This window comes from Flavobacterium sp. SP2, assembly GCF_057626655.1.
Genome location: NZ_JBVHBT010000002.1, coordinates 16,057 through 33,408, shown reverse-complemented (window position 1 = coordinate 33,408; position 17,352 = coordinate 16,057). Strand labels below are relative to the sequence as shown.

At 33.2% G+C, this 17,352-nt stretch carries 12 protein-coding genes; 9 read left to right on the top strand and 3 right to left on the bottom strand.

Annotated elements, in window-relative coordinates; translation table 11 throughout:
• Positions 1-25: 25 nt before the first annotated feature.
• Positions 26-1,723: a lysine--tRNA ligase gene (gene lysS, locus ACZ098_RS04570; protein WP_487310559.1), complete on the bottom strand. Its 1,698-nt coding sequence runs from the start codon at positions 1,721-1,723 to the stop codon at positions 26-28.
• A 589-nt stretch (positions 1,724-2,312) separates the two neighbouring features.
• Between lysS and ACZ098_RS04565 the strand changes: the two genes are divergently transcribed.
• Positions 2,313-3,158, top strand: a complete 846-nt coding sequence (locus ACZ098_RS04565) for a hypothetical protein (RefSeq protein WP_487310558.1) — start codon at positions 2,313-2,315, stop codon at positions 3,156-3,158.
• Positions 3,159-3,268: 110 nt separating this feature from the next.
• Positions 3,269-3,970 (top strand): lipoyl(octanoyl) transferase LipB, encoded by a 702-nt coding sequence (gene lipB / locus ACZ098_RS04560; protein WP_487310557.1) that lies wholly within the window; start codon positions 3,269-3,271, stop codon positions 3,968-3,970.
• A 37-nt stretch (positions 3,971-4,007) separates the two neighbouring features.
• Here the strand turns inward: lipB and rnhB are convergent, their stop codons facing one another.
• Positions 4,008-4,607 carry a ribonuclease HII gene (gene rnhB / locus ACZ098_RS04555; RefSeq protein WP_487311204.1) on the bottom strand — a complete coding sequence of 200 codons (600 nt, stop codon included), beginning with the start codon at positions 4,605-4,607 and terminating at the stop codon, positions 4,008-4,010.
• Positions 4,608-4,806: 199 nt separating this feature from the next.
• Here rnhB and ACZ098_RS04550 point away from each other — a divergent pair, with 199 nt between their 5' ends.
• The 6 genes from ACZ098_RS04550 (at position 4,807) to ACZ098_RS04525 (ending at position 15,060) form a co-directional block, all read left to right on the top strand.
• On the top strand, positions 4,807-7,878 hold the full coding sequence (locus tag ACZ098_RS04550) for a SusC/RagA family TonB-linked outer membrane protein (RefSeq protein ID WP_487310556.1): 3,072 nt from the start codon (positions 4,807-4,809) through the stop codon (positions 7,876-7,878).
• Between the two features lie 12 nt (positions 7,879-7,890).
• Complete coding sequence (locus ACZ098_RS04545) at positions 7,891-9,456, top strand: SusD/RagB family nutrient-binding outer membrane lipoprotein (protein WP_487310555.1); 1,566 nt, start codon at positions 7,891-7,893, stop codon at positions 9,454-9,456.
• Positions 9,457-9,464: 8 nt separating this feature from the next.
• Positions 9,465-10,304 (top strand): hypothetical protein, encoded by an 840-nt coding sequence (locus ACZ098_RS04540; protein ID WP_487310554.1) that lies wholly within the window; start codon positions 9,465-9,467, stop codon positions 10,302-10,304.
• 18 nt (positions 10,305-10,322) lie between these two features.
• Positions 10,323-11,381, top strand: coding sequence for a hypothetical protein (locus ACZ098_RS04535; RefSeq protein WP_487310553.1), 1,059 nt, complete (start codon positions 10,323-10,325; stop codon positions 11,379-11,381).
• A 113-nt stretch (positions 11,382-11,494) separates the two neighbouring features.
• Positions 11,495-13,423 (top strand): putative porin, encoded by a 1,929-nt coding sequence (locus tag ACZ098_RS04530; RefSeq protein ID WP_487310552.1) that lies wholly within the window; start codon positions 11,495-11,497, stop codon positions 13,421-13,423.
• Between the two features lie 275 nt (positions 13,424-13,698).
• Positions 13,699-15,060, top strand: a complete 1,362-nt coding sequence (locus tag ACZ098_RS04525; RefSeq protein WP_487310551.1) for a pyridoxal-phosphate dependent enzyme — start codon at positions 13,699-13,701, stop codon at positions 15,058-15,060.
• A 32-nt stretch (positions 15,061-15,092) separates the two neighbouring features.
• Here the strand turns inward: ACZ098_RS04525 and ACZ098_RS04520 are convergent, their stop codons facing one another.
• Positions 15,093-16,769, bottom strand: coding sequence for a GLPGLI family protein (locus tag ACZ098_RS04520; protein ID WP_487310550.1), 1,677 nt, complete (start codon positions 16,767-16,769; stop codon positions 15,093-15,095).
• Positions 16,770-16,855: 86 nt separating this feature from the next.
• Between ACZ098_RS04520 and ACZ098_RS04515 the strand changes: the two genes are divergently transcribed.
• A complete protein-coding gene (locus tag ACZ098_RS04515) occupies positions 16,856-17,344 on the top strand; it encodes a 3'-5' exonuclease (protein WP_487310549.1) in 489 nt (162 codons plus the stop codon).
• The last annotated feature ends 8 nt before the right edge of the window (positions 17,345-17,352 follow it).

Genomic DNA, 17,352 nt, shown 5'->3' with positions numbered 1-17,352 from the left:
AAACTATGTTCTTTACAGAAATGATTTACTTCCCTAAATATTCCACAATTTTAGCATCGCCATCAACCACTACTTTCATCAAGCCGTGTTTACTGATTCCTTTACTTGCTGCATCCCATTTTTTACCACTTAAAGCCGATTTTTCTTTTAAATCTCCAATCGAAATTCCTTCGTTGGCTTTCAAGATTTCGATAATCCACTTTTCATCTTCGGTAAGGTCAAGTTGTTTTTTCTCTGGACGCATTTGCGGGAAAAACAACACTTCTTGGATAGAAGGATTGTTAGTTAAGAACATGATCAATCGATCCATTCCAATTCCTAATCCCGATGTTGGTGGCATTCCATATTCTAAAGCTCTCAAGAAGTCTTCGTCTATAATTCCGTTAGCTTCATCGTCACCTTTTTCAGAAAGTGCCATTTGAGCTTCAAATCGTTCACGTTGGTCAATTGGATCATTCAACTCGGAGTAGGCATTGGCAATTTCTTTACCGCAAACCATCAACTCAAAACGCTCGGTCAATTCAGGATTGTCTCTGTGTGATTTACACAATGGAGACATCTCCTTAGGATAATCAGTAATAAAAGTAGGCTGAATAAAATTTCCTTCGCATTTCGCTCCAAAAATTTCATCAATTAATTTTCCTTTACCCATGGTTTCATCCACTTCAATTCCCATTGATTTTGCGGCTTCAAAAAGTTCGGATTCGGTTTTACCTGAAATATCAAAACCAGTAAAGTTTTTGATAGCATCAGTCATCGTAACTCGTGCATAAGGCGCTTTAAAACTTACTTTATGCTCGCCAAAAGTTGCATCTGTAGTTCCGTTTACCGCATTGGCACAATGTTCCAATAAATTTTCGGTAAACTCCATCATCCAGTTGTAGTCTTTGTAAGCTACATATATTTCCATAGCAGTAAATTCAGGATTATGCGTTCGGTCCATTCCTTCATTTCTAAAGTTTTTCGAGAACTCATACACTCCGTCAAATCCACCAACAATCAATCGTTTCAAGTACAATTCATTCGCAATTCTCAAATACAAGGGAATATCCAAAGCATTATGGTGCGAAATAAATGGTCGTGCGGCAGCGCCACCAGGAATGGCTTGTAAAATTGGAGTTTCAACTTCCATATAGCCAGCATCGTTAAAGAAATTTCGCATCGCAGAAAAAAGTCTTGTTCTTTTTACAAAAACTTCTTTCACATTTGGGTTTACCACCAAATCAACATAACGCATTCTGTAACGCAATTCAGTATCGGTAAAAGCATCGTGTACTTTTCCTTCTACATCTACTCTTGGAAGAGGCAAAGGTCTAAGTGTTTTACTTAGAAAAGTGAAATTTTTAACCATTACACATTGAGCACCAACTTTAGTAGTAAAAAGTTCGCCTTCAACACCAATAAAATCACCTAAATCAGTTAGTTTTTTAAAAACCTGATTGTAAAGCGTTTTATCTTCGCCTTCGCAAATTACATCTCTGTTAAAATACAACTGCATTCTGCCTTCGCTATCTTGCAATTCGGCAAAACACGCTTTTCCTTGGTCGCGAACACTCATCAATCTACCAGCAAGAACCACCTTTTTACCGTCTTCAAAATTTTCCTTCACCTGTTTAGAAGTGTCCTTTACAGGATATAAATCTGCAGGATAAGGGTTTATTCCAAGTTCGCGTAAACCGTTAAGTTTTTCTCGTCTAATGATTTCTTGTTCCGAAAGTTGCATATATATAAGTATTTTGAGGATGCAAAGATACTACAAAGATTGCAAAATTAAAACACAAGATTTTTATAAAACCTGTTCAGATTGAGTGCTTATTTTTTTATGAAATACCAATGATTTACAAATTACTAAATTTTGAATAAGTTCTATTCTATTTCGAGCTTAGTTCGGGTTTTGTTCCTATTTAGTTCCTAGTTGTGGTACCCTAACTTAGTTAACGATTCGATTGTATTTGCAAAAAAAGTGTCTTTTTGCGAACGAAATACGAATGAACTACGAACAAAACAACAACCAAACGTAGTGCTGCTATGTGCCTACTTTAAAAAATTGTCTTAAGAGTTTTTTGCATAACTATAAATTGGATTTATTTATTAAGTTATTATAATGTCCGCTAAAGTGTAGAGTTAATGTATATAAAAGGTATATCAAAAATATATTAAAGACATTGTTTAAGTGGGGTTGTGGTACTCTTGAAAATTGAACTTCTTTATTCATTACAATCTAATATTAACTAAATAGATAAATTAAAGTTCGCACTATTCCTAAAAAGAAACTATTTGTATATTTGTATTCATTTAAAAAAAACCAACCAATGAAAACTTTAAAACTATTCGCTGTAGCACTTACCATTCTTTCCTTAGTAAGTTGTTCCATAACCGAAAAAATGATTGTTAATGAAAATGGATCAGGAACTTTTTCTTATGATATAGACGGCTCCAAAATGATGTCTATGATGGGAGATGCTTTCAAAGATTTAGGTGCCGACGATTCAAAAAAATCAAAAAGTAAGAAGAAAAAAAACAAAGAGGAAAATGCCGATCAAGTTGTTGCATCAAAGAAAGTTTTAGATTCAACTTTTACTTTCAAAGAATTATTTGCTTCTAAGCAAGATAGTATTTCTAAATTGCCAGTAGAAGAGCAAGAGAAAATAAAAAAGATGGAACGTTTCAGTGTTCGCACTGTTATCGATGAAGAGAAAGGAATTATGAATTATTCAATGTTTACCGATTTCAAAACTGTTTCGGAACTGCAAGATGTAATGTCTCCTGTGCAATCTATGAAGTCATTGTCTCCTGCTGGTCAAAAAGCCGGTGGATTAGGTATGGCGCCAGACGAATTAAATGATAATGCTTCAACAAGTTATTTTTACGACGGAAAAACATTCAAAAAAACGGTTTCCAAAATTGAAAAGAAAAAGGAAGAAGCGGTTGAAGAAGTTGCAGAAGAATCGGAAGAACTAAATTTAAAACAATCATTTGATATGTTTTATGAGCAATCGAGTTTTAAAGTTGTATATCAATTTCCTAAAGCGGTAAAAAAAGTTTCGGTAGACAATGCTCTTTACAGCGAAGATCGAAAAACAGTTACCATAGAATATCCTTTGAAAGATTACATGGAAAGTCCAGATAAATTAAATTTTGAGGTAACGTTCGAATAATATTTTATATTTGATAAATAGTAAAGCAACATTTAGTAAGTTAGATGTTGCTTTTTTATTTGTAGAATTTCAAAACAGAACTTATCTAGAATTCTTTGTAACTTTGTACTATGAATAAAAAAATTCAATTTCAAGACTTAGGCGTTCAAGATTATAAAACTACTTGGGATTATCAAGAAGAGTTATTTAAACACATCGTCGATTTAAAAATTCAGAATAGACGAGAAGGGACACAAATTGAAACGCCAAATTATTTTTTGTACGTTACCCATCCACACGTTTATACTTTAGGTAAAAGTGGTGCTATTTCAAATCTATTATTATCTGAAAAACAACTTGAAAGTAAAGGAGCTACTTTTTATAAAATTAATCGTGGTGGCGATATTACCTATCATGGTCCTGGACAAATAGTGGGTTATCCTATATTGGATTTAGAAAATTTTTTTACGGATATTCATAAGTATTTACGTTTTCTAGAAGAGGCAATAATTTTAACTCTCGCTGAATATAATATAATAGGTACACGTAGTGAAGGTGAAACAGGTGTATGGCTTGGTGTAGGCACACCATTTGCTAGAAAAATTTGTGCTATGGGTGTTCGGGCTAGCCGCTGGGTTACCATGCACGGGTTTGCATTAAATGTAAACGCAGATTTAGGATATTTTGATAATATTGTTCCTTGCGGTATAAAAGGAAAAGCAGTTACCTCACTAAATATCGAACTCGGTTTAGCTACTGTTGATGAAAATGAGGTAAAGCAAAAAGTGCTTAAAAACTTTTCATTTTTATTCGAATCCGAATTTTACAATTAATTTACATTGTAATTTACTTAACAATTTGGTAACATAGCTATAATTCTAACTTCAATTGTTCTGTAAGTAAGCGAAAGGACATTCTGTGATAGGGTGTTATTCCGTATTTGCGTATAGCGTCTCTATGTTCTTTAGTAGGGTAGCCTTTATTTTTTTTCCAATTGTACATAGGGAATTCTTCATGAATTTTATTCATATATTCATCCCTGTAGGTTTTAGCTAAAACGGAAGCTGCCGCAATACTCATAAACTTACTATCGCCTTTTACAATTGTCGCAAATGGGATATTGCCTAATGGTTTAAATCGGTTTCCATCTACAATAATGAATTCTGGTTCCACTTTGAGGGCAAGTATGCTTTCGTGCATTGCCAATATTGATGCGTTTAAAATATTAATATCATCAATGACTACAGGTTCTAAATTGCTTACGGCATAAGTTATAGCTTTTGATTCTATCAATGGCTTTAAAGTTTCTCTGATTTTTTCTGACAGTTGTTTGGAGTCATTTAATAATGGTAACTTAAAATCTACTGGAAGCACTACAGCTGCTGCAGTTACAGGACCGGCAAGGCAACCTCTGCCGGCTTCGTCTGTTCCACATTCTAATTTAAAGTTTGAATATCTTAAACTTAACATAAAATTAATTTTGATAAAAATACATTTTTTAACGCAACCTTTTGCATTATTCTGCATCTTATTGAAGAGTTCTAACGACAAAGTTAGTTTTACGCACAAAAAAATTAACAAAAATAAATTGTAATATTCCGAAGTATTATTTGTTTATTTAAGAAATTATTAAGAAGTTTGCGGAATAACTAACTCAAATAAATTAAATATGAGATCGAAGTTCAAATGGATTTTCACGCTATTAGTAGCGTTTACAATGCAGTTTTCGTTTGCACAAGAGAAAACTGTAACTGGTACTGTGTCTGATGCACTAGGACCATTACCGGGTGCTACAGTTTATGTAAGTACTGCAAAACAGTCTGGCGTATCAACTGATGTTGATGGTAAATTTGCTTTAAAAGCTAAGCCAGGTGACAAAATTATTGTATCCTTATTAGGTTTTGAGGATAAATCTTTTACTGTTGGTGCTGCAAGCAACTACAGTGTAACTGTTAAAGAGGCTACTCAAGTTCTTGATGAAGTAATTGTTGGAGCTGTGGGTATTAGTAAGAAAGCGGCAGCTGTAACTTACAGCAGTCAACAAGTGAAGGCAAAGGAAATTGTACAGGCTGGAAACCCTAACGTGGTTCAAGCGTTAGTAGGTAAAGTTTCTGGTTTACAAATTAACACTACAAATAATAGTGTTAACCCAACTTCTAGAATCGTTATTAGAGGTTCTAGTTCGTTAACTGGTGACAACCAGGCGTTAATTGTTATTGATAATGTTATTTCTACTGCAGGTGTTCTTACAACAATTGCTCCAGAAATGATTGAGTCTGTTAACACAATTAAAGGACCGCAAGGTTCTGCGCTTTATGGTTCTCAAGGTGCAAATGGAGTTTTGATTGTTACAACTAAAAAAGGTTCTAAAGAAGGTAAGCCGGTAGTAACTTTTTCTTCAAATATAGATTTCCAAGAAATTTCTATGTTGCCAGAAAGACAGACTAAATACGGTCAAGGTTGGAATGGTGGTCACATCAGCTATGAAAATGGTGGATGGGGTGCAGAGATGGACGGTGTTGTAAGACCAATCGGTTTGTTACAAGCTGACGGTACTTATGTTATGGGTAAATACTCACCTATTAAAGATAATATCAAGCCATTCTTTCAAAACGGTACTATATTTCAAAATACACTTAGTGCTTCTCTAGGAGGTCCTGATGGATTTGTGTTTCTTTCGGCAAATAAACAAACAACTGAGTTTGTTGTAGATGGTGATAATTTAAATAGAACTACATTTTTATTTAGAGCTGGAAAAAATTTAGGAAAATGGGAAATTGGAAGTACTATTAACTATATTGATACAAAGTCTGAAACTACTTCTTCTAATTTATTTACTGATTTGTTGCAAACGGCTTCGAATATTCCAGTTGAAAAATTTAGCTCTCCTTTCAATCAATACCACTGGACATCATATTACAGAAGTCCATATTGGTTGTCTAAGAATGTTAGAAACTTCAACAGAAATTCATTTGTGAGCGGTGTTTTAAATATTAAATATACCGTAAATGATAATATTAATTTTACTTACACTCCTAGTGTTCAACTTCGTTCGTCTAATGCGTTATCATATACTAATGCTTATGTTGATAGAGTACGTGTAGGTGGTGGAGATCACTCAGTTATTTCTGCATTTGATACAAACAATCAATCTTCAAGAAATATTTATGCTGACTTTTTTGTTAATTTCAAGTACAAATTAGCTGAAAAACTTGATTTTTCTGCGAATGTTGGTAACAACATCACAGATCAGTATTCTGATTTAACTTCTGTTGGAGGAGATAACTTGACAATTCCTGGTTTTTATAATATTTCAAATATTACAGGTGACCCTAGAAGATCAAGTGGATATTCAAGATTCAGAAGTTATGCTTTTTTAGCTAACGTTGATTTTGCATATGATGATTATTTATATTTAAACTTGACAGGTAGAAATGATTGGATTTCTACTCTAGATCCAGATAACAATTCATTCTTTTATCCTTCTGCTGGAGTATCATTTATTCCTAATAAGGCAATTGAGGGTTTGAAAGATTCATTTTTATCTTCTTCAAAAATAGCGGTTAATTTAACTAAAACAGGTAGAGCTAATGGTATTAATCCTTACGATATTACCCCAGTTTATGTTCAAGGTACAGGTTTCCCATTTGGAAGTAATAACTCATTTTTACAAAGCACTGGTGTTACCGATGCTAAAATCAAACCAGAATTTTCTTTCCAAAAAGAGCTTAACGTAAGTTTAGGTTTCTTTAAAGAGAGAGTTACATTAGGTGGGTCTTTCTATACTGCTGATAATACTGATTTGATTACTGCTACAACTCCATCAAGAGCAACTGGTTTAACATCTGCTAGAATTAACGTTGGTGCAACTACTAAGACTGGTATGGAAATTGACTTAGGATTAAGTTCTAAATCTGATGCCGCATTCAAATGGAATGTAAATGTAAGTTATGCTACATTTAAAACGGTTGTAGATAAAGTTACTGATGATACTAATGAAGTTGCATTAGCTAGTTTCCCTGGTAGTGGTATAGGTATCTTTGCTACAGCAGGTGAAGAGTTCCCTTTAATTAAAGGTACTGCTTATGAGCGCGATGAAAACGGTTCAGTTATTATCGACGCTACAACTGGTAATCCAGTAGTATCATCTGATTTCCGAATCTTAGGTAAAGTTACTCCTGATTATATATTAGGTTTCAATACTTCTGTAGAGTATAAAGGTTTCAGATTATCTGGAGTTTTTGATTACAGAACTGGTCACAAATTTTGGGCAGGTACCAAAGACGATTTATCATGGTCAGGTCACTTAGTTGAATCTGCACAAAATGGTCGTAGAGGTTTTGTATTTCCAAATTCTGTTATCACAACTGGTACAACTGGTGTTTATGCTCCTAATACAGGAACAATCACAGGAGGAACAACATACACTGATTATTTGAATTATTTTTCAAATGAATATAGAAGAGTTGCTGAAAACTATGTGCTTGATGCTACAGCTTTCAAATGTAGAGAATTAGCATTGTCATATTCTTTGCCTGCTAAAATGCTTGAAAAAACTAGTATTAAAGGTATTACATTTGGTTTAAATGCAAGAAATTTATTTATAATATTACCAAAGTCTAATAGAGGTTACCACGATCCAGAACAATCAAGATCAAATGGAAACGATCAAGGTATTGCTGTTACAGGTCAATATCCAACGACAAGAACTTTCGGTTTTAACCTAAACGCAACATTTTAATATTAATTAAACATGAAGACATTAAAATTATTAATTCCCTTATTAGCTATAACACTATTCTCATGTAGTGATAACTATTTGGACGTAAATGAAACTCCAAATAATGCTACGGATGTACCGCCAAATTTAATTTTAGCTGCTGCACATGCTAATACTTACAGAACAATGGCGACAACTGCTAACGAACTTGGTAATGTTTGGATGAACAGTTGGGGTGCTAACATTAACTCTTTTACAGGTGGTTACGCTGATGAATTTTCTTTATCTATTAGTAACAGTTTTTACACGGGTATTTGGGATAATATCTATTTAAATACTGCTAATTACACAAACATTATTAATAGTACTTTGCCAAACTATGAAAATCATAAAGCAATTGCTAAAATTATGAAGTCGTACTATTTTCAATATTTAGTTGACTTGTATGGTGATGTTCCTTATACAGAAGCACATAAAGCTACTGGTAATTTGTTTCCAGCTTATGACGATGCACAAACTATTTATCGTGATTTGTACGAGAAACTTGATGAGGCAATAGTTGATATTCAGACTGCTCCAAGTACTACTTTTGCTGTTGGTGCTGAGGATGTGATTTTAAATGGTAATATGAATCGTTGGGTTATTGTTGCTAATACTTTGAAACTTAAAATTCTTGTTAGACAGATGGAGTTAGCTCAAACAGATGGTGCTACACAAACGTATTTGACTGAAAAGTTTGCTGAATTAGTGGCAAGTAATGCTCAATTTGTTGGTGCTGGATTAACTGAGAACGTTACAATCAATCCAGGTTACTCCAATGCTAGAGCTGCACAGCAAAATCCTTTCTACAATAGATGGGGATTAGCTTTAAATGGTTCTGCTGTAACTCAAAGTTATAATTTTGTAAGAGCTACTGACCATGCTGCACAGAATTTGAATTCTAATTTTCCAGATCCAAGACGTGTAAGATTATTTAATACTGCTAGTACTGTTTCTGGTGTGAAACAAGGTGCTGCAGCTGGTGCCAATCCTGTTGTCTTAACTCCGATTGGTCCTGGACTTGCTCCAACAACTGGTGTAGGTACTGCTGCAGGTGCTACTACTGCTGCAACTGGTTCTGCTATGAATGGTTATATTTTAACTTCTGCGGAAAGTTTATTGTTACAAGCTGAAGCTGTTCAAAGAGGTTACCTTGCTGGTAATGCTAAAACTCTTTTCCAAAGTGCTATTACACAATCTTGCTTATTGCTAGGAGTTACTGCTGCTAATGCTACTGCTTACAATACTGGTATAAACAGTATTTCTGGTAAAGGTTGGGATGGTTCTGCTAATAAGATTGAAGCAATTATGTATCAAAAATGGGTTGCTTTAATGGGTATAAATGGTATAGAATCTTTTATCGAATATACGCGTACAGGTTTCCCAAGAACTCCTAGAGCTTTAACAGCTCAGTATCCATCTAAGCCTAACAGATTAATGTATCCAGTTTCTGAAATTAGTGGTAATGCAGCAAATGTTCCTCCACAAACTTTAGCTGATGTATTCAGTACCTTTATTTTCTGGGATGTTACTCCACCTGTTGCTGAACCTTTTAATTAAAAAAAATTATGAAAAAAATTCTTGCATTATTATTTATCGCTGCTTCCTTTATCGCTTGTGATAAGGATGATAGTAATTTGGTTGATGAAGATTTCGCTAACACAGATCGTGTAGTAGGTTTTCTAAGAACAACACAAAATGTTCCTTATTTTGAAGATTTAGGAACAATTAGACGTGAATTTCCTTTTGATATTATGAACGGTGGTTCAGGAGCTCCTTTCAATGAGGATTTAACAATCACTTATGAGATCGATCCATCTTCTACTGCTGTTGAAGGGTTTGAGTATGATTTTGTTGATAGTTCTAAAACTGTAGTTGTACCAGCGGGTACGAGTTTTGGTTTGTTACCACTTGACGTAATTACGGGTAATTTTAATATCACGCAAAAAACTTCTTTAGTACTTAAAATTACAGCTGTAAACAAAGATGGTTTCGTAATTTCATCTCAAAGTGGTAAGGTCACTATTAATTTTATTGGATGTCTATCTCTTTTAGAAGGAACTTATACTGTTGTTCATACTAGAAATGATGGGTCAGTTTATACGCGATTGAATGAAGTAGTTAGTTTAGAAGATATTAATTATTTCCGTACAACTACAACTGCTGAGTTTACAGTTGCTCAATTAGCTCCTCCTGCTCCTTATGCTGGTTATTATTTCACAGACATATGTGATGATATTTCTGTAGAATCACAGAATCTTGGAGGTGCATATTCTAACTTAGTTCGTGGTTTAAGTACTACTGGTCAAGATGGAAAAGTTTTAAGCCCTACGCAATTCAGAGTTTTTTATGAAGTTACATTTGCTGCTGGTAATAGAACTTACACGTCAGTGTACACAAGAAATTAATTTAACTAAATATTAAAAATGAAAAATATATTTAATTACAAAATCATGTCATTGTCTTTTGCATTTCTTGCATTAGCATCATGTAATGACGATGAAGCTAGTTTCGAAAAAAGTATCAAGTCTGTTGCTACTATTTCACAAACTAGTTTGACTATCACCGAGGGTCAATCTGTACCTTTAACAGTTACTCTAGATCGTGCAAACAACGAAAGAAGCGATTTGAAAATTGAAGTTCTTTCTGGTTCAGGTACTTTTAGAGATTTTACTATTACTTATGGGACTAATGAGCCAATTGATCTTGAAACTACTGTGGATGATGGTTACGGTATAATTGGTTACAAACTTGCCGTACCAGCTTATTCTACAACGTTCACTTTTGATCTTAATGCGGTCCTTGATTTAAACGTTGAACAAGCTGAAACTTTGGTTTTGAAATTGTCTAGCGTTGGGAATGCTAGCTCTACTGTTGCTGAAAGTTCTGAGATTATCAATTTGACTATAAACAATGGTACTGCCAATGATTTAGTTACGTCTCTTGATTGGAGTGCTCCTTTTGCCGATTCACATGGAACAATCAGAACAGCTACTTATGTTGGTGTTGATAATGCTAATTGGGGTTTTTGTAACTATGATTTTGATATGGAAGTTTATGATGAAAATTTTGATATTTTCAATGTAGATTATGATAATTGTCCTGCTGAAGTATTGATCCCTGCAAGTGCACCTAATGGTGATTATATTGTTGTACCACAATTTTATAGTAGAGCTTTACCGGCGGCACAAGCTAATAGATTACCAAAAACAAATGAAATTATTTTTCCAGCAATTTTAACTGTTGCTAAACCTGGTGTATTCAATTATACAAAAGATATGACAGGTTCTTTTAAATATTCTTCTGGAGGTATTGCTCAAGGTAACAATGCTGCTTTTATTCCTGTTGTTGTTGTAACTAAAACAGGTACTAATTATGTTGTTGCTGACTTTAATACAGGAGATGTATTAGCTCAAGGAAAAATTAATAATTTTATTAAATCTTTGAAAGCTAAAAAATCAAAAAAAGGTTTAAAGTCAAACTAATATTATAAAATTTTATTAAAATTTTGAAGACCGCTATTTATAGCGGTCTTTTTTTGTTTGTTAGCTGTTTTCTTTTAATGGTTTTGTTTACTTTTGCTTACTAATTTTTAGCAATGAAATATACATATAGTCTTTTATTTTTGTTATTCTGTTTGACATTAAGTGCACAACAAAATTTAGACAAACCTTCTTTTCAGATAGCCAATAAAAATAATAGCAATACAAAGGCAACTATTGATTTGTATAAAATAATCACACTAGAAAAAGATACTACTTACGTAGATACTACTTTGTCAATTAAAAGTGAGTACAAATACAATTATTTAAGAAAGGACCTTTTTGGGCTATTGCCATTTTCTAATGAAGGTCATTATTACAATACTTTAAATTTTGGATTAAAAAAATATTCTGTATTGCCTAGTTTTGGATTTACAGCGAAACATATCAATTATCTTGAAATAAATGAAATTAATTATTATTCTGTCGCTACGCCTTTAACTGAAATGTTTTTTAAAACGGTAATGGAGCAAGGGCAGAATGTAGATATTTTAGTTGCTTTAAATACCTCAAAAAGACTAAATATCTCAGTGGCTTATCGAGGAATTAGATCGCTAGGAAAATATATTAATCAACTTACTAGTTCAGGTAATTTTAGATTTACAACTAGTTATAATACAAGTAATCAAAGGTATTCTGCGAATTTTCATTTTACTGGCCAAGATCTTTCAAATGGTGAGAATGGTGGAATAACCAGAATTGAAGATTTTGAAGGCGAAGATACAGATTTTGATAATAGAGCAAGATTACAAGTTTATTTAAGAGATGCTAAAACTTTTATGAGAGGTAAAAGAATTTTCCTCGATCATAGTTTCCGTATTAATAAGAGCAATAATCAGAATAATTTGTATATCAATCATCAGTTTGTTTATGAAAACAAGTTTTTCGAGTACAATCAAGTAACCGTTCCTTCATCTATTGATGGTACAACAGATTTTTTTAATAGGTTTGGTACATCATACCTTACCGCTCGTATTAACGATCAAGTTACCTACAATAGCATGTATAATAAAGTGGGTGCAATTTATGAAAACAAGACGTTAGGAAAATTTGGTTTTTTTATAGATGACTTTAGATTCAATTATTTTTATGACCGAGTACTAATCTTAGATTCAGACTTTGTTCCTAATAAATTGTCCAATACTATTAATTCGATTTCAGGGCAATACGAATACCGAAAAAATAATTGGAGAGGGAAGTTCGTTTATGCTAATTCTATTTCTAAAATAGCAACACGAAATCTTTCTGCCAATTTAGAGTATAAAATAAACGATAAAAATTCACTTTCTTTTCAATACGAAAACATAAGTAAAGTTCCCAATAATAATTATGCCTTGCATCAAAGTAGTTATGTAAATTATAACTGGAGCAATGAATTTAAAAACGAAAAAGTAAATAACATTACTGTAAATGCAAATCTTCAATGGTTTAAGGCTTCTGCGCAAGTAACTTCATTAAATGATCATCTTTACTTTACAGATGTTTCAGAAGTAGATAACCAACAATTAGTTCGTCCTTTCCAATACAGTCAAACAATTAATTATCTATCTGTACAATTAAGTCGTGAATTTAAATTCAGAAATTTTGGTATAGACAATACGTTCTTATATCAAAAAGTGGATCAAAATGACCCTATTTTGAATCTTCCTGAGTTTACAGGAAGAACAACAGTTTATTACGGCAATAAATTCTTTAAGAAAAACCTACAAGTACAAACAGGTTTTATCATCAACTACTTTACGAAATATAATGCCGATGATTTTAATCCCATATTGTCAGAATTTTTTGTTCAAACCAATAAGCAAATTGGTGATTTCCCAACAGTAGACTTTTTTGTAAACGGAAGAATTCGTCAAACAAGAATATTTATAAAAGCCGAACATTTCAATTCTAGCTTTACAGGAAACTCGTTCTACTCAACACCCAATATGCCTTACCGTGATTTTATAGTTCGTTTCGGTTTGGTATGGAATCTGTTTCAATAAATTTTTGGAACAAATGGTTTGGGCATTTTAGCAATCCCTATTCCTGCTGTACATTTCAAGTTCCGATGAAAAATCGGAAGCTTTTCATTTCCATCAGGGTTAGCTAAGTTATCATTTACATAAAATAAAGGCATTGCAAGAACACTTTATTATCAATACCTTTGTATTCACAAATTTTAATTATGGAATCGCTATAAAAATTGGTTTAGTAGGCAAATACCAATGATCAAAAAAGCGATACCCTATGTTACCATAAAAAAATAGAATTTACACATATGAATTATTCAGAAAATATATTAGGAACTATTGGTAATACACCATTAGTAAAACTAAACAAAGTTGTTGAAGGCATTGATGCTCTTGTTCTTGCAAAAGTAGAAACCTTCAACCCAGGAAATTCAACCAAAGACCGCATGGCTCTAAAAATGGTTGAAGATGCCGAAGCCGATGGACGTTTAAAACCAGGCGGAACAATTATCGAAGGAACTTCTGGAAATACAGGAATGGGCTTAGCCCTTGCCGCAATTGTAAAAGGTTACAAATGTATTTTTGTAATTACTGATAAACAATCCAAAGAAAAAATGGATATTCTTCGTGCCGTTGGTGCCAAAGTTATCGTTTGCCCAACCGATGTGGAGCCAACAGATGAACGTTCGTATTATTCGGTTTCTAAAAGATTGGGAACTGAAATTCCAAATTCATGGTACGTAAACCAATACGATAATCCATCCAATGCACAAGCGCATTATGAACAAACTGGTCCAGAAATTTGGGAACAAACTGAAGGAAAAATTACTCATTTTGTTGTTGGAGTAGGAACGGGAGGTACTATTTCTGGAATTGGAAAATACCTTAAAGAAAAAAATACAAATATTAAAATCTGGGGAATTGATACGTATGGGTCGGTTTTCAAAAAATACCATGAAACTGGGATTTTTGACGAAAACGAAATCTACTCCTACATTACCGAAGGAATTGGTGAAGACATTCTTCCAAAAAATGTAGATTTTTCACTTATCGACGGATTCACAAAAGTTACTGATAAAGATGCAGCAGTTTACACGCGTAAAATTGCATTAGAAGAAGGAATATTTGTTGGAAATTCTGCCGGTTCATGTGTAAAAGGATTGCATCAATTGAAAGAACATTTCACTAAAGATGATGTAGTTGTTGTTTTATTTCACGATTCAGGTAGTCGATACGTAGGTAAAATGTTCAACGACGATTGGATGCGCGAACGTGGTTTCTTAGACGAAGAAATTACAAAAGCTGAAGACGTAATTAAAGATCATATTGATAAACCACTTGTTATTGTTCGTACAGAAGAACTGGTTTCTCACGCGATTGAAAGAATGCGTAAATACAAAATTTCTCAAATTCCAGTAATTGATATCACCGGATTTGTTGGTTCTGTAGACGAATCTGATTTGTTTCAAAGTTATGTAACAGACAAAGATGTAGCTGAAAAACCGATTAAAGAAATTATGGGGAAACCGTATCCAATAGTAAAACTAGGAACTCCAATCGAAGAAGTTTCCAAGTTATTTACAAAAGACAATCAGGCGGTTCTAGTTGATTTAGGAAACGGAAAACATCATATCATTACCAAATACGATATTATTGGTTCGATAAAATAATCTAAAACCTACAATGAAAGTTGTAGGTTTTTTTATTCTCCTAATAAAACTCCAGAAACATTCCACGAGCTGAAACTTGTTCCTTCATTTGATCCTTGAGGAATTTTAACTTGAAGTGTATGAGTTCCAGATTTCAAATCGCCTAATTCAACATAAACAGGATTGGTTACTATTCCTGGACACCAATTAGACCTGCTATAATCTGATGATGATAATCCGTTAGGGAAATTTCCAGAGGCAGGATTGTACAAGCGATACGAACCACAATCTTCGCGCCAAGGTGTAAAATGATATACTTCTTTTTCGTCTAAAAGCAAGGTATTTTTCTTTGGAACAAATTCATCTCCATTTTCCCAACCACCGTGACCCGTTGTGGTGTAACGAATCTTCGCATTTTTCAAATCCTTCGCTAAAGTAAATTTTACAAATAATCCTTTGTCTGAATTGAATAATGTACCATATTCCTGTCCTGCCATTTCCATAACATTGGTCGTATTAAATAGCGGAATCACATTTGAAGCTTTTGAAACACCATTTTCTTCGGGATGAATAGTAATATTTACAGAAACTTTATGCCCGCCTTTATCATAATTTCCAATAAAAGTGCCAATATAAACTTCTTTATTATCGATTGCAGTAGTTAATTCAGAAATATCTTGTCTATAATTTACTTGCTCTTCCCAAGTTTTATCTTTCAATTCAATGGTGTTAAAATGTTTAATCCCGAATGGAGTGAAAAAGCGCATCAATTCGAGTAGCGGCGTATAATCATCAGTTGAAATTATACCTTGGTATTGTTTTCCATTTCCGTTTTCATAAACAGGAAGTGACTTTACACCATTTTGTAATCCGTTTAAAAATGACGTTTTTTTATCCATCGGAATCATAAAAACCGAACCAGTTCTGTCGTAAGCATCACCATTAGAATGTTCGGTAACATCAATAAAAACTTGACTACCTTTTGCAATTGCTGGAATTTTTACTTTTCGCAAAATTACAGTTCCATTAGCAAATCGCATAATACTGTCGTTGGATATTGATTCACTTGAAAAATTGATAACTTCATTTTTAAAAATTGGAATAGTAGTAAATCTGCTTTTCCAAACTAAATCTTTATAGGTTAGAATGTCTAGGATATCTTTAGATTTGATTTCAGCTCGTACGTTTGATGGAAATTCTTTTAGTTTTTCAATTTTCGTAGCCGAAATTACAAAATTACCATTTCTATTGATCTCCAAAACAAGACCTAGGGTTTGTCCTAAAGTATTAGGTGAAGCGTTTATTTTTAAGGCATCGGTATACCAAATTTCGATAGTATTCGAGTTAATACTTGTTCTTGCTTTTTTACATTCGTATCCTAATATGGTTTTCTTGTCAGATAGTAACTCAAATGTTTGCTTTTTCAACGATACACTGTCAACTGTGGCAATACTTTTAGCCGAATTCAATTGTGCAATGGTTGCGTATTGAGATGGTTTGTCTTTGGTGAATGAAAAGGTTTCAAATGGAAATTCGGCAGTTTTATTGATGATTTTCTGATTCGTATTAACGCTTTCTTTTTGATTTGCATACACTAAAATCGGTTCTTGATTTTCAATAAGACTTCCGTTCGAAGTTCGTAAATAGGTAATCTTAAAAGTGGCATTGTTTTTTTGGGCATTTGCAGAAACGATAAAAAAGAATATAAAAAGCCAAAGATATTTTTTCATTTGAATAAATTTTAAACAAATATAGTAATTTGAAAATTTGATTTTAGCAATTAAGATCTGTAAATTGCAGATATTAAAAACACAAAATGACATTCACAGCAATAGATTTTGAAACTGCAACTGGAAGCCCAGAAAGTGCATGTGCAGTAGGAATTGTAACCGTTAACAACGGAATTATTACAGAAGAATTTTATACACTAATTCAGCCACCAAACAACGAGTACTGGCACAGAAACGTTATGGTTCATGGTATAAAGCCAATTGAAACCATTAATGAAAAAACATTCGACAGCCATTTTCCAGAAATTCAAAAGCGCTTATTTGGGAGAAAAATTGTTGCGCATAATGAAGCTTTTGATCGACGCGTTTTGAAAAGCACAATGAAATATTACGGATTGTATTACGATGAACTCGAAATTGCAGATATGTGGGAATGTACCTGTAAAATCTACAGAAAAAAAGGGTATAAACCAGCCAATTTAAAGCATTGCGCAGATTTAAATAATATACAATTGGTTCATCATGAGGCATTATCAGATGCTAGAGCTTGTGCAAAATTGTATTTGTTACAATAATTTTAGTA